This is a genomic window from Brevibacterium sp. CCUG 69071, assembly GCF_021023135.1.
Classification (GTDB): Bacteria; Actinomycetota; Actinomycetes; order Actinomycetales; family Brevibacteriaceae; genus Brevibacterium.
Genome location: NZ_PGFV01000004.1, coordinates 492,278 through 510,141 on the forward strand (window position 1 = coordinate 492,278; position 17,864 = coordinate 510,141).

A 17,864-nucleotide genomic window follows, 5' to 3' on the forward strand; every position below is an offset into this window, starting at 1 on the left:
GGGTCCACTGCTACGATGACGGCATGCGGGTCACCACCAAGTCCGACTATGCGCTGCGCGCTCTCATCGAGATCGCCTGCGTCGACGACGGTGAACCCATCAGCGCCGATGAGCTCGGCAGGCGGCAGGACATCCCCAAGGGCTTCCTCCAGGCGATCCTCGCCGATCTGCGTCGCGTCGGGTTACTCACCTCCATCCGCGGCAAATCCGGAGGCTGGAAGCTGACGAAGCCGGCGGAGGAGATCTCGGTCGCCGATGTCATCCGCGCCGTCGACGGACCACTCGTCTCGATCTACGGCCAGCGCCCCGAGGCGGTCAGCTATGACTCGACCGCGGAGTCCCTGCAGCAGGTGTGGATCGCCGCGAGGTATTCGCTGCGTGACGTCCTCGAACATGTGAGCATCGCACAGCTGGCAGCGAAAACTCTGCCGGAGGCGGTTACCGACAAGGTCGCCGTCGAGGACGCCTGGAACCCCCACTGAACCAGGCCTGCGGGGTTTCCCGGTGCGGGTCTCTGGCCGCAGGTATTCCCGTTACGAGCCTCCGACCGCAGGCGATCCCGGCCCACGGTTTCAGCTCATGAATTTCTGCAGGTCGTCGAGGACTCGATTCGCCGCCACCACCGAGGCGTTGAGGAACCACGGATCGACATCGACGGGCAGCGCCCGATCCGTCCTGACTACCGACAGCTTCTTCCACACTTCGGATTCGGTCGGGCTGGCCTTGCCGTCGGGGAAGGCGTGGAAGAGCCAGTCCGCGTCGAGCTCCTCGGCTTCTTCCAGCGAGAGTTCGTGGCTGGCCTTGTCATCGAACTGCTGAGACTTCGGCCTGGTCAGCCCGGCGTCCTCGGCGACGATGCTCGCGAGTGCGAGACGCCCGAAGTAGAGGTATTGGTCGCCCTTGGAGCGCACCAGTGAGATGCTGTCGGAATTGCCTCGGGACTCGCCCCATTCCTTCGCCCGCTTCTCGTAGTCGGCAAGCAGCTCATCGGCCTTGTCCCGCTGATCGAGGGCATCGGCCACAATGCCGAGGTCGGCCTTGAAGTTCTCGGATCCGCCGTTCGTCTTGACCACCTCGGCGATCCCGGTCAGCTCCGCCTCGAGCTTCGTCTCGCCGCGCTTGTTCGAGAGGATGAGGTCGGGTTCGAGGGAGGCGATCTTCTCGAGGTCGGGACTCATCCGCTCCCCCACGATCTCGATCTTGTCGAGATCGAAGTCGGCGCCGAAGGCATCGGCGATGTAGTCGGGGATGCCGCTGCTGTCGGTGGCCTCGGAGACGGCGACGGCCAGACCGACGGGCATGGTCCCCAGTGCCAGGCAGTGGTCGAGGTGTCCGGTGGACAGGGCCACGATGCGCTCGGGCCGAGCACTCGAGGTCGATTCGGAGGAGGGCTTGGATCCGCTGCAGGCGGCCAAAAAGAGGCTCGCTCCCAGTCCGGTGACACCTCCGAGGACGGATCGTCGGCTGGGCAGGGAGAGCTTGGTGGGCCGGGCGACGGCCGGAGAAGTGTCTTTCACATTTGGATAGCCTACCCTCACTTCATGTGGAGGGCGGCGGCCCCGGGTTCAGCACCGCCTCTGCCAGTCCGATCTCGGCGTCAGCGCCACTGCGCGGTGACCGTGCGGACGTCGGCGACCACCTCGGCGATGGCGGCGGAGTGGGCCGCGGCGATCGCGTCGTGCCGCCCGGTGCGGGCATTCGTCGCCACGGAACGTGCACGCGAAACGAGGAGGACGTCGCGGCGGCAGGCGCTCAGCGGCATCGGAATCACCTCGATGTGAGGGTCGCTCGGCAGCGAGGACTCGGGGATCATCGCGACCGCGAGGTCGGCGGCGATCATGCGGATGATCGCCGCGTAGTCGTCCATGCGCATCCCCACCCGGGGCTCGAACCCGGCGGCGACGCAGAAGGAGCGGACCACCTCGTCGATCGCATCGCCGGGGTCGATGCTGAAGGCCCAGGTCTGCGAGACCAGAGCGGTGAGGTCGGGAAGCCCCTGAGCGTCGAGCGCGATCGGCCCGACCGACTTGGGCACGCACAGATAGAGCTGCTCCGAGTACAGCGGCTCCGCGTTCAGCGTCACCGGGATCCAGGTCTTGTCGATGTCGGTCGAGACCAGCAGTGCGAGGTCGAGGTCACCGGCCTCGAGCCTGGCCACGAGCTTCGCATGCTCGTCCATCGTCACATCGAGCGCCGCGGCGGGACCTTCCCCACTTCGCGCTGTCGCCTCTTTGCCGCCGCGGTCCGCGGCCGCGTCACTATCCCGCGCCGCGGGGGCCTCGCCGGTCCGCCACCGCGGGCGCTCCTGCAGCTGCCGGTGCAGTCGCGGGATCACGCGCGCTCCCACGGTAGGCACGGCGCCGATCCTCACCGGCACCGCCTGGGTCTCGCGCCACATCGCGACCTCCTCGCCGAGGCGCTCGCACAGTCCCAGGATCTCGATCGCCCGCGAGACCACGAGTCCGCCGACGACCGTCGGCTGCGAACCGCGCGGGCCGCGGGCGATGAGACTCGCGCCGAGGGCCCGTTCGAGGTTGCCCAGATGGTGATTGACTGTCGGCTGGCTCCAGCCCAGGGATGCCGCGGCAGCGGCGACCGACCCGGCCTCAGCGACCGCACGCAGGGCCGTCAGCCCCCGAGTATCAAGAGTCTCCATAGTTCTCCAGTCTCCGGTTCAATACTGTCTATAGAGTACTGGAGAAAAGTTGATATTCCGCGGCAAGGACGCATTGCCTAATCTGAGTACATGACCGTGCACCAGGATTCCCACATGCCCTCGACCCCGGACTCATTCGCCTCCCCGGGCGGATCGCAGAGCCCGAGCGAGGCGCAGTCCCGCGCACCCTACGCCGAGGCGCTGGCCCGTTCCGCGAACCGCGATTCGCTGTTCCTCTCCACTCCGGGCCACGGCGGCACCGGGCAGGGCATCTCCGCAGGTCAGGCCGAGTACTTCGGCGAGCATATCCTCTCCCTGGACATCCCCCCACTCTTCGACGGCATCGACCTCGGCGTCGACACCCCGAAGGACGAAGCGCTGGATCTGGCCGCGGCGGCCTGGGGCGCTCGACGCACCTGGTTTCTCACCAACGGATCCTCGCAGGGCAACCGCATGGCCGCCCTGGCCATCGGCACCCTCGGCCGCAACGTCGTCGTGCAGCGCAGCGCGCATTCGAGCTTCATCGACGGCATCGTGCTGGCCGGCCTCAACCCGAACTTCGTCTACCCCAGCGTCGATGACGTCAACGGCATCGCCCACGGCGTCACCCCCGATTCACTGCGCGCCGCGATCGCCGCCCACCCGGAGCCCGTCACCGCCGTCTATCTCGTCACTCCCAGCTACTTCGGTGCCGTGGCCGATGTCAGGGCGCTGGCCGAGGTGGCCCACGAGGCGGGTGCCTTCCTCATCGTCGATGCCGCCTGGGGCGCCCATTTCGGGTTCCACCCGGATCTCCCTGCCTCCCCGGTCACCCTCGGTGCCGACATCGTCATCATGAGCACCCACAAGCTCGCCGGTTCGTTCACACAGTCGGCGCTGCTCCACCTCGGCGACACCGAATTCGCCGAGGTGCTCGAGCCGGCCCTCGCCCGTGCCTTCATGATGACGGCCTCGACCAGCGAGAACGCCCACCTGATGGCCTCGATCGACATCGCCAGGCGGGAGCTGATGAGTTCCCGGGAGGCGATCACCGACTCGCTGTCGAACATCCGGCACGTGCGCGCGCAGATCGAAGGCTCCGGTCACTACCGCCTGCTCTCGGCCGACTTCCTGGGTCATTCCGATGTCGTCGACATCGATCCCTTCCGCCTTCCCATCGATATCACCGCGACCGGGCTGACCGGGCACACCGTGCGCAAGCGCCTGACCGAGGAGTTCGGGATCTTCGTCGAGATGGCCACGGCCACGACGATCGTCGCCCTCATCGGCCTCGGCAAGTCCCCCGACATCGCCCGTCTGCTCGAGGCGCTGGAGACCATGCGCCGCGAGACCGCAGAGAATCTCGTCTCGGACGGGCAGGATGCGGCCTCGAGCGCGCAGGCTCCAGCCTCCGACCACGAGCCCGAGATCCCACCTCTGCCGACGGCAGGCGCACTGGCGATGCTGCCCCGGGAGGCATTCTTCGCCGACTCCGAGGTCGTTCCCGCCGCCGAGGCGGTAGGTCGGATCAGCGTGAGCTCGCTGGCCGCCTACCCGCCCGGAATCCCCAATGTCCTTCCCGGTGAGGAGATCACCGCGGAGACCGTCGATTTCCTCCAAGCCGTCGCCGCGAGCCCCTCGGGTCACGTCCGCGGCAGCGTCGATCCCGAATTGGGTCATTTCCGTGTGACCAAAAAAGTGAGATAGCCGACGTGGGGCGGTGTCCGATTTATCCGGATACGGCACTCAGATTCCACACAGGCACCGATCGTCGGGGGCCGTTGTCTTCACTGGGGACAACGGCCCTTTCCGTGCCCGAAAATTCGGCATTCTTCCCGCCACTGAGCCGAAGTTCTGTCATAATCGAGTCTGTGATCCAGCTCACGAAATTTGTTGACATGCCCTGCGAATCGCGTAAGGATGATTCGCGTTGTTCGAAAACGAACGCTTAGTCGCCGGGCTCGTCTCGGCGGCCACGACTCTGTCGAAATGAGGAACCACTCATGACAACTGAACATGCTGAGTCCGCCGCGGGGGGCCGAAAACCCTCCCGCAAAGAGCGGAAGGCGATGAGGAAGCGGCTGGAAGCCGAGCACTGCATCGTCGTCGAGACCAAGTCGATCCGGACCGCCATCGGCGGCACCACCGTCGGCAACTTCATGGAATGGTTCGATTTCGGCGTCTACGGCTATCTCGCCGTGACCATGACGGCCGTGTTCACCGAAGGCATGGACAAGCAGATGGGTCTACTGGTCACCCTGCTCGGATTCGCGGTCTCCTTCCTCGTCCGCCCTCTCGGCGGAATGGTCCTCGGCCCGCTCGGTGACAAGATCGGTCGCCAGAAGGTCCTCTTCTTCACGATGGCCACAATGGCCACCGCCACCGCCCTCATCGGCGTGCTCCCGACCGCGGCGCAGGTCGGACTGTGGGTCATCATCCCGCTCTACCTGCTCAAGATGATCCAGGGCTTCTCCACCGGTGGCGAGTACGCCGGCGCGACCACCTACGTCTCGGAGTTCGCTCCCGACAAGTCCCGCGGCTTCTGGGCCTCCTGGCTCGACGTCGGCTCCTACCTCGGCTTCGCCGCCGGTGCCGGCACGGTCGCCATCACCAGCGTGATCAGCATCAGCATCGCGGGCGAGAACGCCATGGTCGACGGCGGCTGGAGGATTCCATTCCTCATCGCCATCCCCCTGGGCGCGGTCGCCATCTGGTTCCGCCTGAAGATCCCCGAGACTCCGAGCTTCGAAGCGAACGAGGATGCGGGCCTCATCGTCAAGGACAAGGACGATCAGTACGCCCGCCACGGTCTCATCGGCGTGGTCCGCCACTTCTGGAAGGAGATCCTCCTCGGGATCGCCATCGTCGCCGGTTCGCAGACGGTGGGCTATGCGCTCACGAGCTTCATGCCCACCTATCTCGAGGAGACGGTCAAGGTCTCGAACATCCAGGCCGCCGTCGTCACCATCCCGGTCCTCGTCATCATGTCCGTCTGTCTGCCGCTGATCGGACGGCTCTCGGACAAGTTGGGCCGGAAGTTCGTCTTCATGGTCGCTGCGGGCGCCACGATCGTCCTCATCGTCCCCGCTTTCGCGGTCATGCAGATCGGTGAGATGTGGGCGGTCACCATTGCACTGTTCATGGTCGCGGTCCCGGCGGGCTTCTACATCGCCTGCCTGGCATCGACGCTGCCGGCTCTGTTCCCCACGGCTTCGCGCTACGGGGCCATGGGTCTGACGTTCAACCTCGGTGTCTCCCTGTTCGGCGGCACCACCCCGCTGTTCAGCCAGGCGCTGATCGATCTCACCGGAAACTCATACATGCCGGCGTTCTACATCATGTTCTTCTCGGTGATCGCGTTCATCGCTGTCTGCTTCATCAAGGAGTCCGCACGACGTCCGCTGCTCGGGTCCTTCCCGACCGTGAGCTCACGTGAGGAAGCGGTCGAACTGGTGGCCGGTCAGGACGACAATCCCGACCTCGACCCGGACACCATGCCGATCCCGGTCATCCACGAGGCCGCGAAGTGATGATCGACTGAGTTCGGTCGTCTCCTGCTCCCAGCGCTCAGCCGGGAACAGCGATCGCCAGACTCATACCGATTGAGAAGGGTCGGCGTCCCCGCGGGGACGCCGACCCTTCTCCTCATTCACCGAACGACTCCTCGATCACCGGATCGACTCTTCACCGGAGGATGCGTCTGAGCTGCCGCCGCGCTTGAAGAAGTAGAGATTGCCGGTGACGAGCTCGGCCACCTCGTCGGCCTTGCCCGCTTCGATGAGGTCGACGATGACGGGCAGCTCCTTGGCCGAGTCCACGGCGATGTCGTCGATCTCGCTGCGCACGTTGAACAGCCTGGACTGATCCCGCAGGCGCAGGCTGATCTCGGCCGCGCGCCGACCGAGGCCGAATTCGAGCAGCGCCTCGTGGAAGCGGCGATCGTGGGTGTAGAACTCGACGACATCGCCGGCTTCGGCCGCGGCGACCGTCGCGGCGGCATGGTCACGGAGAAGTTCGAGAGCCGTGCCGACATCGATGCCGGCGCCCTCAGCGTCACGGCCATCAACGCTTTTGCCCTCAACGTTGCGGCCGTCGCCATCGTCACCTTCAGCGTCACGGGCACCGCCTCTGCCGCCCGCCTCGGCGACGGCCTCGCATAGGCGACGAACCGCCGGGACCGCGAGGAGGACCCGAATGCGGATGATCTCCTCGAGGTCATCTGCGGTGATCGGTACGAGTCGGAACCCGCGGTTCGGCACGGCTTCGACGGTGCCTTCGGTCACGAGCGCCATCATGGCCTCGCGGACGGGGCTGAGCGACATGCCGAGCTGCTTGGCCAGACCCGCCGCCGAATAGATGCGATCCTCGGCGAGCTCCCCGGCGATGATCGCATCACGGATGATCGCCAGGGCGTGCTCCCGCAGGGACACCGCCTGCGGCCTGGAGTGATCCACGGCGCTCCTCCTCCACTTCGACGACGCAGACGGGCTGACTCAACGCATACGGGCTGACTCATCACGCACGGACGACTCAACGTTCACCGGACGACTCAACGCATACCGACTGACTCAACTCATACGGACTATTGACAGCATAACCGCGAAGACGCACGATGGAGGTGGGTAATCGGTAATCGATTACTAACCAACGCGTTCCTGCGACGGAGGAGGAACCCATGTCAGACGATCCCCTGCTCCAGCCCTTCCAGCTGGGCTCTCTCACCCTGCGCAACCGCATCGTGTCCACCGCACACGAGCCGGCCTACACCGAGCTCGGCATGCCCAAGGACCGCTACCGCCTCTACCACCGGGAGAAGGCGCGCGGCGGCGTCGGGCTGACCATGACCGCAGGGTCGGCGATCGTGTCGAAGGACTCGCCCGCGGCCTTCGGCAACGTCGACCTCTCCACCGACGAGGTGGTCCCGTGGCTCGCGGCCATCGCCGATGACTGCCACGCCGAAGGCACCGCGGTGATGATCCAGCTGACCCACCTCGGGCCGAGGAATTCGAACTTCACCGCCGACTGGCTGCCGGTCGTCTCCTCGAGCCGCCACCGGGAGGCCGGCCACCGCTCGTTCTCCAAGGCGATGGAGGAGTTCGACATCGACCGGATCGTCGCCGACTTCGCCGCGGCGGCCAGGCGCGTGCGGGAGGCCGGGTTCGACGGCCTCGAGGTCCTCCATGCCGGCCACCTCGTCGACTATTTCTTCGCCGAACGACTTAATGAGCGCGACGACGAGTACGGCGGCGACCTCGCGCATCGGATGCGCTTCCCCCTGCGCGTCATCGATGCCGTCCGTGAGGCGGCCGGGGATCTCGCCTTCGGGCTGCGGATGTCGGTGCTCGAGGAGATGGCCGGCGGCATCGGCGAAGGCCTGGCCGTCGATGTGCTTGAGGAGTACACCGCTCACGGAATCGACTTCCTCAACCTCAACGTCGGCACGATCAGCAGCGACCGGGAACTCGCCGAGGCGATCCCCGGCATGGGCACCCCTTCGGCCCCCTGGCTCGAGACCTGCCGGCGCATCCGCAAGGCCATCGAGATCCCCGTGCTCCACGCGGCCCGGATCGCCGATGTGCCCACGGCCCGCTATGCCATCGAGGACGGATGCCTCGATCTCGTGGGCATGACCCGGGCACAGCTGGCCGACCCTTATCTGGTGAAGAAGATCGCCGAGGACCGGGAAGACGATATCCGTCCCTGTGTGGGGGCGAACATGTGCCTCGACGGCATCTACTCCTCCGGTTCGGCCACCTGCATCCACAACCCGGCCAGCGGTCGCGAAGCCGATCTGCCGCAGGAGGTCCCGCACGATGTCACCGCCGACCCGAACACGAACTCGGGCCCGAAGCACGTCGTCATCGTCGGCGCAGGTCCGGCCGGTCTCGAAGCCGCCCGCGTCGCCGCAGTCCGCGGCCACCGCGTGACCCTGCTCGAGGCCGATTCCGCACCCGGCGGGCAGGTGCGCATCGCGGCCCGCTCGCAGCGTCGCCGGGATCTCATCGGCATCATCGATTGGCGGGTTCAGCAGTGCGCCAAGCACGGAGTGGATCTGCGCGTGGACACCTTCGCCGAGGCGGACGACATCCTCGCGCTGTCCCCGGACGTCGTCATCGTCGCCACCGGAGGCATCCCCGATTCCAGCTATCCCTTCCGTGAGCAGGGCCCGTCCTTCGACGTCTGGGATGTGATGAATGACAGCCTCCGGAACAAGCAGCGGGTCCTCGTCTATGACGATCACGGGTTCTATCCGGCTCTCGACGCCGTGGAGCATCTGGCCCGCAACGGTCAGCAGGTCACCTATGTCAGCCCCGAGCGGACGATCGGAATCGACGTGGGTTCGATGAACTCGCCGGCCTATCTGCAGGTCTTCTCCGAGTTCGGGGTCACGGTCCACCTCGGCGAGAGGCTCGCGGCGAAGCCGGTCGCTGCTGATCGCAGCGTCCACGCTCTGCTGCGCAATGACTACTCGGACATCGAGACCGAGGTCGAGACCGATGCCGTCGTCGTCGACTTCGGCACGACGCCGAACGACGAGGTCTACTACGCGCTCAAACCGCATTCGAGCAACCGCGGCGAGCTCGATCTCGATGCCTGGGTCCACGGTCGCCCGCAGCCCCGGATCCTCGCCGAGGTGGGGGCCGGAGTCGGGAGCGCCACCGCTGACAATGTCCCCGCAGGTCACCCCGGGGATTACCCGGCCGACCACTCCGCAGATCGCCCCGCCGAAGCGAGTGCGGGTTTCGCGCTCTATCGGATCGGTGACGCGGTCGCCTCCCGCAACGTCCACGCGGCCGTCCTCGAAGGACTGCGCGTGGGGATGGGACTCTCATGACCGCCGCACCGGGCCCGAGCGTGACGACGGTCGACTATCACACCGCCGGTGAGCCGTTCCGGATCGTCCCCGAGCCGCCGCTCGAGATCCCAGGGGCGAGTGTGGCCGAGAAGAGGATGGCGGCGATCACCGACGCGAAGATCGACGGTCTGCGCCGGCTCCTCTGCTTCGAGCCGCGCGGGCATGCCGATATGTACGGCGGGTTCATCACCGACCCCGATGATGCCGGCGCGCACTTCGGCGTCCTGTTCTGGCACAAGGACGGCTTCTCGACCGCCTGCGGTCACGGCACGATCGCCCTGGGCACCTGGGCGGTCGAATCCGGTCGTGTTCCGATCGATCCCTCGGGCATCACGGAGGTCGTCATCGACGTCCCCTCCGGCAGGGTCACGGCCGCGGTGCACACGGATGACTCGGGACGCGTCAGCTCGGTCGACTTCATCAACGTCCCCGGCCGCCTCATCGCCGCCGACGTCGAGGTCGAGGTCGAGGTCGAGGTCGAAGTCGGCGCCGACATCGAGGCAGGGGTCCCCGCCGACATCAAGGAAGAGGCATCCGCCGCCGAGGCTGAAGCCGAGGCCGCCGGGATGATACCCGTCGATCTCATCTGGGGCGGGGCGATCTACGCCTGCGTCGACGGCGATGCGCTCGGTCTTCAGGTCGCACCGGAGAACCTCCACGAACTCATCGAACTCGGCCGCAGCATCAAGGCCGGCCTGGCGGATCACCCGCTGACCGCGCACCCCGGCGATGATCGCCTCAGCGGGGTCTACGGCACGATCATCGTCAACCGACTGGGCACTCTGCCCGGCGGAGAGCTGCATCAGCGCAATGTCACGATCTTCGCCGACGGGCAGGTCGACCGCTCCCCCTGCGGTTCGGGCACTGCCGCGCGCATCGCCGCCCTGCACTCCAGCGGAGAGCTCGCCGAGGGTCAGACGCTCATCCACGAGTCGATCATCGGCACCCGGTTCCGCGCCCGTGTGCTCTCGGCGGACACAGCCAGTGGCGCTGCCACGGGTGCAGCCGCCGGTGCTGCCGCGGGCAGAGCCACGGGCGAAGACACCCAAGAAGACGCAGCCGAAGACATGACCGAATCCGGTGTCGTCCCGATCATCTCCGCCACCGCCCACAAGGTCGCCACCTGCACCTTCGAGGTCGATGACCGCGATGATCTGGTCCCCGGCTTCGTCCTGCGCTGATCAGCGGTGACCTGCGCTGATCCGTGCTGGCCTACGCTGGCCTGCGCTGATCCTCGCTGATCTGCACTGATCAGTGCTGAAATGATCCAGCCTCCGGCGAGTCATTTTGTCAGCCACGTCACATAAAGGTAGCTTGGACATACCTTCACGCGGCCATCGACGGAGAGGATGAACGTGGGCAAGTACATCCTCAGACGCGTGCTCCTGATGATCCCCATCGTCCTCGGCGTCGCGACTCTCTCCTTCGTGCTCATGAAGCTCGCCCCCGGCGATCCGGCCGCCGCCTACCTCGGCGACAAGGCCACCCCCGAGGCGGTCGCTCAGCTGCGCCACGCGTGGGGTCTCGACCAGCCGATGATCATCCAGTACTTCCAGTTCCTCGGCGGACTCTTCGTCGGCGACTTCGGCCGCTCCTTCATCTTCCAGACCACGGTCCTCGAACTCCTCAAGCTGCGCATGCCGGCCACGCTCATGCTCATGCTCGTCTCCCTCATCTTCGCCGTCGTCATCTCGGTGCCGCTGTCACTGTGGGTGGCCGCGACGAAATCGGCCGCCTCAGCGATCGTCTCCCGCGTCTTCACCGCCACGGTCCAGGGGATGCCGGCGTTCTTCGTCGGCACCCTGCTCATCCTCGTCCTCGGGGTGAATACGGGACTGTTCCCGGTCGGCGGCTACGGCAGCAGCCTCGGCGAACACCTCTATTCCCTCGTCCTGCCCGGAATCGTGGTGGCGCTGACGATCTGCCCGGTGCTCATCCGCAGTCTCACGGCCGCGCTCAACGACTCCCTGTCGGCCGAGTACACGAACTTCGCGGCGTCGAAGGGTCTGAGCCGCTCGAAGATCGTGCGCAACTATGCCTTCCGCAATGCCGGGATCACGGGGATCTCGATCCTCGGCATCCAGGTCGGCCACCTCGTCGGCGGTGCCCTCGTGGTCGAGAACGTGTTCGCCATCCCCGGCGTCGGTTCGCTGCTCATGGAGGCCGTCCTCGCCCGCGACTACAACGTCGTGCAGGCGCTGACGGTGATCTTCGGCGTGCTCGTCGTCCTCGTCTACCTGCTCACCGACATCGTCTACAGCCTCGTCGATCCGCGCGTGCGATTGGGGGCCTGATGAGCGATCCGCTGAGCTCCGCGTCACCGTCTGCCGGCGCACCCGCCGGGACCGGCCCCGGCGCTCCGTCCGGCTTGGGCCCGACCCCCGACCCGAGCGGCAAGCCGCCGCGCACCCGGGGAGGCACGGCCGCACGTGCCACCCCGCAGGCTCGATTCGCGCTGCCCCTGCCGGCCTTCCTCCGACGGCACAATCTGCAGCTGTGGACGGGACTGATCATCCTCGGCGCGATGGTCCTCCTGCTGGCGATCGGACCGCTGTTCGTCACCGCCGATCCGAACCGGCAGGACCTCCTCAACGCCTTCGGCGGGTCCTCGGCCGCGCACCCTCTGGGCACCGATCAGCTGGGGCGAGACATCCTCGCCAGGTTCCTCCACGGCGGGCGCATCGACCTCCTCGTCGCGGTCATCGCCGTGATCGTGCCCTTCATCCTCGGCACCGCCCTCGGGGCCCTGGCCGGCTACTTCGGTCGCTGGGTCGACATCGTCATCATGCGCCTGGCCGACATCGTCTCGGCCTTCCCCTTCTACGTCCTCGTCATCGTCCTCGTGTTCGTCATGGGCAACGGGATGGCGAGCATCTTCGTGGCCATCAGCGCCGTGTCCTGGGTCGCCTATGCCCGCATCGTCCGCGGTGAGGTCCTCGTCCTGCGCGAGGAGGAGTTCGTCTCCGCCTGCCGGGCCTCGGGGCTGACGACCCCCCGGATCCTGTCCCGACACGTCATTCCCAACACCGTCAGCCAGGGCATCATCTACGCGATGAGCGACATCGTGCTCAACATCGGCGTCGTCGTCACGCTCAGCTTCTTCGGCCTGGGCATCGTCCCACCGACCGCGGACTGGGGGCAGATGATGAACGACGGTCAGCAGTACATGGGCACCGGCAACTACGGCCTCATCCTGTGGCCGGGCTTCGCCGTGGTCCTCGTGTCGCTGGCGTTGGCGCTCATCGGCGACGGCCTGACGAACATCCTCAAACCGAGGAGATGAGGAAGGGTGAGGAGGAGATGAGCATGCCCATTCTCGAAGTGGACTCCCTGACCGTCGACATCGACGGCGAGGTCGGCCGTCGCCGCATCCTCGACGACGTCTCGATCACCCTCGAGGCCGGGGAGCCGATGGGGCTGGTCGGCGAGTCCGGATCGGGCAAGTCGATGACCCTGCGCAGCATCCTCGGCATGCTGCCCCCGGGCGCCGAGATCGTCGAGGGAGAGATCCGCTTCCGCGGCACGAACATCCTCACCTCCGGCAGCCGGCGCGGCTACGACCAGCGGATCCGCGGCACCGGCATCTCAATGGTTTTCCAAGAACCGGCGATCGCCCTCAATCCGGTGATGAAGGTCGGCCGGCAGATCACCGACGCCGTCGCCGAGCACAAGGGGCTGTCGAAGCGCAGCGCCCACGAGCTGGCGGTCGAGCTGATGGATCGCGTCGGCATCGCCGATCCCGAACGCCGCGCCCACAGCTACCCGTTTCAGCTCTCGGGAGGCATGCGCCAACGGGTGATGATCGCCGCGGCACTGGTCCAGGAGCCCGAGGTGCTGCTCTGCGACGAGCCGACCACGGCTCTGGACGTGACGATCCAGGCGCAGGTGCTCGACCTGTTCCGCACGATGCAGCAGGAAAGGGGACTCGGCCTGCTCTACGTCACCCACGACCTTGCCGTCGTCGCCCAGCTGTGCCAGTCCATCAGCGTGATGAAGGACGGTCGGATCATCGAACACGGTGTGCTCCAGTCCGTCTTCGACGACCCGACCGAGGATCACACCCGCAAGCTGCTGACCGCGACCCCGCGGATCGATGACGGAGTCTTCGCCGGCACCGGCGGGGACGCTTCGGCGGGAACCTCAGAGGGGGCACGATGACCACGACACGGGAAGACTCAGCCGGCCTGCGGGCCGAGCACATCACGGTCACCTTCGGTCGCGGCGAGCGCACCTTCACCGCCGTGGACGATGCGAGCCTGGCGGTCGCTCCCGGGGAGATCGTCGGTCTCGTCGGCGAGTCCGGGTCGGGCAAGTCGACGGTCTCCCGCGTCATCTGCGGACTCCAGCGCGAATACTCCGGACGGGTGTCCTTCGCCGGACGCGAGCTCGAACCCAAGCGCACCGCCGCCCAGTGGCGCGTGGTCCAGATGGTCTTCCAGGACCCCTTCGCCTCCCTCGATCCCCGCTACACCGTGCGGGCCACCCTCGCCGAGGTGATCCGCCACCACCGCTTGGCCAAGGGAGCGGCGCTGCGGGAACGGTGCGCCGAGCTCATGGAGATGGTCCGACTGCCGGTCGAATTCCTCGACCGCACCCCGTCCGCGATGTCCGGTGGCCAACGACAGCGGGTCGCGATCGCTCGGGCCCTGGCCGTCGAGCCCGAGGTGATCGTCGCCGACGAAGCCGTTTCGGCTCTCGATGTCAGCGTGCAGGCCGAGATCGTCGCCCTCTTCGCCCGCCTGCGCGAGGAGTTGGGGCTCTCTATCCTCTTCATCTCCCACGACCTCGCGGTGGTCAAGAACCTCTGCGAACGCGTCTATGTCATCCACGACGGCGTCCTCGTCGAGGAGAACACGACCGCGGAGATCTTCACCGCGCCCCGGGACGAATACACGAAGACGCTGCTTGCCGCGATCCCCAGGTTCGACAGCGCCTTCCTCGACGGCGCCTCCACGGGGTCGGGAGGCACGGCCGGTGCAGCCTCCGCGGACGGAACCGACTATCGACTGCATGCGCGGACCAAAGGAGGCTCGCGATGACCGCACGATCTCGACCCACCGCACGATCCCGATTCGCCGGGCTCATCGCGGCACTGTGCGCCAGCCTGCTCGTCCTCGCCGGCTGCGGCTCCGGAGATCAGGAGTCGGTGCGCCCGGGCGGCGATCTCGTCTATGCCCGAGCCGATGACACGACCACCCTGCTACCGCCGACGACGACCCAGAACGAGGACATCTGGACGCTGCAGCAGGTCTACGAGACGCTCACCCTCAACAAACCCGACGGGACAGGAGTCCAACCGGGGCTGGCCACGGACTGGGAGGAGTCGAAGGACAAGCTGTCGTGGACGTTCCACCTCCGCGAGGGAGTGAAGTTCCACAGCGGCAAGGAACTCGATGCCGATGACGTCGTCTTCTCGCTCGACTATGCCCGGGACCAGGAGGACGAGGACAATCTGTGGGCGGGTGAGTTCGCCCCGATCAAGGACGTGAAGAAGGTCGACGATCACACGGTGCGCATCGACCTCTCGCAGCCGTGGGGGCCGCTGCCCAGCTACATGGCGCTCTTCGCCGCTTCGATCTACCCGGACGACTTCGGCGGACATGACGCCGAGTACATGGCGACCCACGCCGACGGAACCGGACCCTTCGCCGTCGACACCTGGAACAAGGGCCAGAGCCTGCGGCTGAAGAAGAACCCGGACTACTGGCAGGAGGGAGTGCCCTCGCTCGATTCGGTGACCTTCAATGTCGTCACGGAGGACAACACCCGGCGCCTGCAGCTCCTCGGCGGGCAGGCCGACATCAACCAGGAACCGGCACCGCTGAGCATGAGTCAGCTCGCCCGGTCACAGGATGTCAGGGCCGAGGCGTTCGAGTCCACGAAGATCCTCTACTTCAACCTCAACAACACTACCGAGGAGCTCAGCGACCCCAAGCTGCGTCGTGCGATGTCCTATGCCATCGACCGCAGGTCCGTCGTCGACGTCGTCTATGCCGGCTACGCGGACCCCGCCACGAGCTTCATCTCACCCGGTCTGACCGGGCACGCCGAGGAGGTCGACGGCAGCGAGTTCGACATGGACAAGGCCAAGCAGCTGGTCAAGGAGTCCGATCATCCTGATGGCGCGGACATCACGATCCAGATCCCCTCGGGTGTGGCCGATCGCGAGCTGCTCGCCCAGATCGCCCAGCAGGCCTGGCAGGACATCGGTCTCACCGTGCACGTGCAGAAGCTCGATGACGCGACCCTGACGACGAACCGGACGAACGGCGACTTCCAGGTTCAGGTCAGCTACGCGACCTCGGACGTCTCGGACACCTCGCAGATGATCAACTTCCTCGCCGTGACCGACGATTCGGGGATCCGCTCCGGCTACGGCAACCCCAAGGTCGAGAAGTGGGCGAAGGAGGCCGTGGCCGAGGAGGACGAAGCCAAGCAGAACGAGCTGTATGCGAAGATCCAGCAGCAGGTCGCCGACGACGCCCCGATCATCCCCGTCGCCTATCAGAAGGCTCTCTACGGGATCAGTCGAGACGTCGTCGACTTCAAGCCCTATGTGCTCGGCACCTACGGCCTGCGGGAGACGAAGCTCAAGCACTGAGGACCCGGTCCCGGGGATCGAGTTCCGATTCGGACTCAGCCCCGGGGGTCGAGTCCCCATTCGGACTCAGCCCCCAGGCCAGCGCCCTGAAACCTCAGTGCTCGAGGATGATCTTGCCGGTCGTCGCCCGGGATTCGAGGGCCGCGAAGGCCTCAGCCACCTCGGCGATGGGGTACCGGGCACCGATATTCATTCTCAGCTCTCCCCGGCGGATCCACGCGAAGATCTCATCGGTGTGCGCGTGCAGCTCCGCGGGCGTGCGCACGTGGTCGGCGACCGTCGGGCGGGTGAGGAACAGGGAGCCCGAGGTGTTGAGCGTGTTCGGGTCGACCGGCGGGACGGGGCCGCTGGCGTTGCCGACGATGACGATCGTGCCGCGGGTGGCGACTGCCGTGAGATCCTTCTCGAAGGTCGTCGCTCCGACTCCGTCGAAGATCACTGCGGCGCCGGCACCGTCCGTGACTTCGAGGGTCCGTTCGGCGAAGTCCTCGTAGCCGAAGACGTGCGCCGCCCCGTTGATGCGGGCGATCTCCGCCTTCTCCTCGGTCGAGGTCGTGCCGATGACCGTGGCCCCCTTGAGGGCGGCGATCTGGGTGAGAGTCTGGCCGAGCCCTCCGGCGGCGGCGTGGATGATGACGACGCCTCCGGCCGAGACGGGGAAGGTGTCAGTGGTCAGGTAGTGGGCGGTGATGCCCTGCATGAGAGCGGCGACCGCGGTCTCGTCGTCGATATCGTCCGGCAGCAGGACGGCCTTGTCGGCACTGACGAGCGCGTGGTCGGAGAAGCTGCCCTGACCCCCGGCCATCCACCCGACCCGATCGCCGACCGCGAAGCCCGTGACCCCGGCACCGACTTCGGTGACTCGGCCGACGCCTTCGACGCCGGCACGGAACGGTGTCGGCAGGGCCGCTCGACGCTGCACGACGTCGAGGAAGTTCACTCCCGAGACGCTGAGCTCGACGAGGATCTGACCCTCCGTGGGCCGCAGGTCCTCACCGTCAGTCTGCACGTAGACTTCAGGCCCTCCGTGTTCGTGCACCATGATCGCTGTCATCGTCGCCTCCTCGCTGAGCTTTCTCTCGGATTCGCATCCGGACTATAGTCCGTATATGAGCGAGCATACCGGACCGCAGTCCGCTTTTGGAAGAGGTCTGCTTCCCCTGGCTTCCCCCGACGCTCCATTGCGCGCCGATGCCCAGCGGAATCGGCGCCGCATCCTCGATGCCGCCGCAGCGCTCGTGACCGAACACGGCGTGGCGAGTCTGACCATGGACGAACTGGCCCGTCGCGCCGGCGTCGGCAAAGGCACGCTCTATCGGAACTTCACCGATAAGGCGGGAATCGCCTCGACGCTGCTCGATGACCGGGTTCGCGATATGCATGCCCGGATGCTCCAGGGACCACCGCCCTTGGGTCCGGGCGCGCCCGGAATCGACCGCCTGACCGCGTTCGTCGAGGCATACATCCGCCATATCGCGGGCAATCTCGAACTCGTGCTGCTCACCGAGGCTTCGAGCCCCCGCGGGCGCTTCGACCGAGTGGTCTATCCGTTCTGGCGCCGACACCTCGAGATCCTCATCGCCGAGGAGTGTCCGGAGGATGCGAGATTCCGCGCCGAGGCGGTCATGGCGGTGCTCTCGGCCGCACAGCTGGAGCAGTGGCTGAGGCTCGAAGGCCACGAGCTCGAGGAGCTCATCCCCCGAGTTCAGCGCATCGTCGCGGGCATCGCTCAGGGGTGATGGGAGTCTGCGGGTGGCGGGGCTCCGAGACTG

General features: G+C 66.6%; 15 protein-coding genes. 11 read left to right on the forward strand and 4 right to left on the reverse strand.

Annotated elements, in window-relative coordinates; translation table 11 throughout:
- The first annotated feature begins 23 nt into the window (after positions 1–23).
- On the forward strand, positions 24–482 hold the full coding sequence (locus CV023_RS13805) for an RrF2 family transcriptional regulator (RefSeq protein ID WP_230746479.1): 459 nt from the start codon (positions 24–26) through the stop codon (positions 480–482).
- Between the two features lie 90 nt (positions 483–572).
- On the opposite strand, the gene CV023_RS13810 is transcribed toward CV023_RS13805, so the two are convergent.
- Both CV023_RS13810 and CV023_RS13815 read right to left on the reverse strand, forming a co-directional pair.
- Positions 573–1,517 carry an ABC transporter substrate-binding protein gene (locus CV023_RS13810; protein WP_230746481.1) on the reverse strand — a complete coding sequence of 315 codons (945 nt, stop codon included), beginning with the start codon at positions 1,515–1,517 and terminating at the stop codon, positions 573–575.
- Positions 1,518–1,597: 80 nt separating this feature from the next.
- Entirely contained in the window at positions 1,598–2,656 is a 1,059-nt protein-coding gene (locus CV023_RS13815; protein WP_230746483.1) for a LysR substrate-binding domain-containing protein, read from the reverse strand.
- A 90-nt stretch (positions 2,657–2,746) separates the two neighbouring features.
- Here CV023_RS13815 and CV023_RS13820 point away from each other — a divergent pair, with 90 nt between their 5' ends.
- Together CV023_RS13820 and CV023_RS13825 are read left to right on the forward strand one after the other, a co-directional pair.
- Positions 2,747–4,342, forward strand: a complete 1,596-nt coding sequence (locus CV023_RS13820; protein ID WP_230746485.1) for an aminotransferase class I/II-fold pyridoxal phosphate-dependent enzyme — start codon at positions 2,747–2,749, stop codon at positions 4,340–4,342.
- A gap of 362 nt (positions 4,343–4,704) precedes the next feature.
- On the forward strand, positions 4,705–6,165 hold the full coding sequence (locus tag CV023_RS13825) for an MFS transporter (protein ID WP_230746487.1): 1,461 nt from the start codon (positions 4,705–4,707) through the stop codon (positions 6,163–6,165).
- A gap of 138 nt (positions 6,166–6,303) precedes the next feature.
- Here CV023_RS13825 and CV023_RS13830 read toward each other — a convergent pair whose 3' ends face one another.
- Entirely contained in the window at positions 6,304–7,089 is a 786-nt protein-coding gene (locus tag CV023_RS13830; RefSeq protein WP_230746489.1) for a GntR family transcriptional regulator, read from the reverse strand.
- Positions 7,090–7,310: 221 nt separating this feature from the next.
- On the opposite strand from CV023_RS13830, the gene CV023_RS13835 reads away from it, so the two are divergent.
- The 7 genes from CV023_RS13835 to CV023_RS13865 all read left to right on the forward strand — a co-directional run bounded on the left by CV023_RS13835 (position 7,311) and on the right by CV023_RS13865 (position 16,092).
- On the forward strand, positions 7,311–9,470 hold the full coding sequence (locus tag CV023_RS13835; RefSeq protein WP_230746491.1) for an oxidoreductase: 2,160 nt from the start codon (positions 7,311–7,313) through the stop codon (positions 9,468–9,470).
- Positions 9,467–10,672 carry a proline racemase family protein gene (locus CV023_RS13840; RefSeq protein ID WP_230746493.1) on the forward strand — a complete coding sequence of 402 codons (1,206 nt, stop codon included), beginning with the start codon at positions 9,467–9,469 and terminating at the stop codon, positions 10,670–10,672. Before CV023_RS13835 ends, CV023_RS13840 begins: the two co-directional genes overlap by 4 nt.
- Before the next feature lie 168 nt (positions 10,673–10,840).
- Positions 10,841–11,785, forward strand: coding sequence for an ABC transporter permease (locus CV023_RS13845; RefSeq protein WP_230746495.1), 945 nt, complete (start codon positions 10,841–10,843; stop codon positions 11,783–11,785).
- A complete protein-coding gene (locus CV023_RS13850; protein ID WP_230746497.1) occupies positions 11,785–12,774 on the forward strand; it encodes an ABC transporter permease in 990 nt (329 codons plus the stop codon). The genes CV023_RS13845 and CV023_RS13850 overlap by 1 nt, the downstream gene beginning before the upstream one ends.
- A 23-nt stretch (positions 12,775–12,797) precedes the next feature.
- Positions 12,798–13,649 carry an ABC transporter ATP-binding protein gene (locus tag CV023_RS13855; RefSeq protein WP_230746498.1) on the forward strand — a complete coding sequence of 284 codons (852 nt, stop codon included), beginning with the start codon at positions 12,798–12,800 and terminating at the stop codon, positions 13,647–13,649.
- Positions 13,646–14,530 carry an ABC transporter ATP-binding protein gene (locus CV023_RS13860; protein WP_230746502.1) on the forward strand — a complete coding sequence of 295 codons (885 nt, stop codon included), beginning with the start codon at positions 13,646–13,648 and terminating at the stop codon, positions 14,528–14,530. Before CV023_RS13855 ends, CV023_RS13860 begins: the two co-directional genes overlap by 4 nt.
- Positions 14,527–16,092 carry an ABC transporter substrate-binding protein gene (locus CV023_RS13865; RefSeq protein WP_230746504.1) on the forward strand — a complete coding sequence of 522 codons (1,566 nt, stop codon included), beginning with the start codon at positions 14,527–14,529 and terminating at the stop codon, positions 16,090–16,092. Before CV023_RS13860 ends, CV023_RS13865 begins: the two co-directional genes overlap by 4 nt.
- A 94-nt stretch (positions 16,093–16,186) precedes the next feature.
- Here CV023_RS13865 and CV023_RS13870 read toward each other — a convergent pair whose 3' ends face one another.
- A complete protein-coding gene (locus tag CV023_RS13870; protein WP_230746506.1) occupies positions 16,187–17,146 on the reverse strand; it encodes a quinone oxidoreductase family protein in 960 nt (319 codons plus the stop codon).
- 55 nt (positions 17,147–17,201) lie between these two features.
- Here CV023_RS13870 and CV023_RS13875 point away from each other — a divergent pair, with 55 nt between their 5' ends.
- Entirely contained in the window at positions 17,202–17,831 is a 630-nt protein-coding gene (locus CV023_RS13875; RefSeq protein WP_230746508.1) for a TetR/AcrR family transcriptional regulator, read from the forward strand.
- The last annotated feature ends 33 nt before the right edge of the window (positions 17,832–17,864 follow it).

What these genes read in the sequence shown, in the direction of transcription:
- CV023_RS13805 (WP_230746479.1), top strand. Translation starts at nt 24, where the DNA reads ATGCGGGTCACCACCAAGTCCGACTATGCGCTGCGCGCTCTCATCGAG.
- CV023_RS13815 (WP_230746483.1), bottom strand. Translation starts at nt 2,656, where the DNA reads ATGGAGACTCTTGATACTCGGGGGCTGACGGCCCTGCGTGCGGTCGCT.
- CV023_RS13820 (WP_230746485.1), top strand. Translation starts at nt 2,747, where the DNA reads ATGACCGTGCACCAGGATTCCCACATGCCCTCGACCCCGGACTCATTC.
- CV023_RS13825 (WP_230746487.1), top strand. Translation starts at nt 4,705, where the DNA reads ATGAGGAAGCGGCTGGAAGCCGAGCACTGCATCGTCGTCGAGACCAAG.
- CV023_RS13835 (WP_230746491.1), top strand. Translation starts at nt 7,311, where the DNA reads ATGTCAGACGATCCCCTGCTCCAGCCCTTCCAGCTGGGCTCTCTCACC.
- CV023_RS13840 (WP_230746493.1), top strand. Translation starts at nt 9,467, where the DNA reads ATGACCGCCGCACCGGGCCCGAGCGTGACGACGGTCGACTATCACACC.
- CV023_RS13845 (WP_230746495.1), top strand. Translation starts at nt 10,841, where the DNA reads ATGAACGTGGGCAAGTACATCCTCAGACGCGTGCTCCTGATGATCCCC.
- CV023_RS13850 (WP_230746497.1), top strand. Translation starts at nt 11,785, where the DNA reads ATGAGCGATCCGCTGAGCTCCGCGTCACCGTCTGCCGGCGCACCCGCC.
- CV023_RS13855 (WP_230746498.1), top strand. Translation starts at nt 12,798, where the DNA reads ATGCCCATTCTCGAAGTGGACTCCCTGACCGTCGACATCGACGGCGAG.
- CV023_RS13860 (WP_230746502.1), top strand. Translation starts at nt 13,646, where the DNA reads ATGACCACGACACGGGAAGACTCAGCCGGCCTGCGGGCCGAGCACATC.
- CV023_RS13865 (WP_230746504.1), top strand. Translation starts at nt 14,527, where the DNA reads ATGACCGCACGATCTCGACCCACCGCACGATCCCGATTCGCCGGGCTC.
- CV023_RS13870 (WP_230746506.1), bottom strand. Translation starts at nt 17,146, where the DNA reads ATGACAGCGATCATGGTGCACGAACACGGAGGGCCTGAAGTCTACGTG.
- CV023_RS13875 (WP_230746508.1), top strand. Translation starts at nt 17,202, where the DNA reads ATGAGCGAGCATACCGGACCGCAGTCCGCTTTTGGAAGAGGTCTGCTT.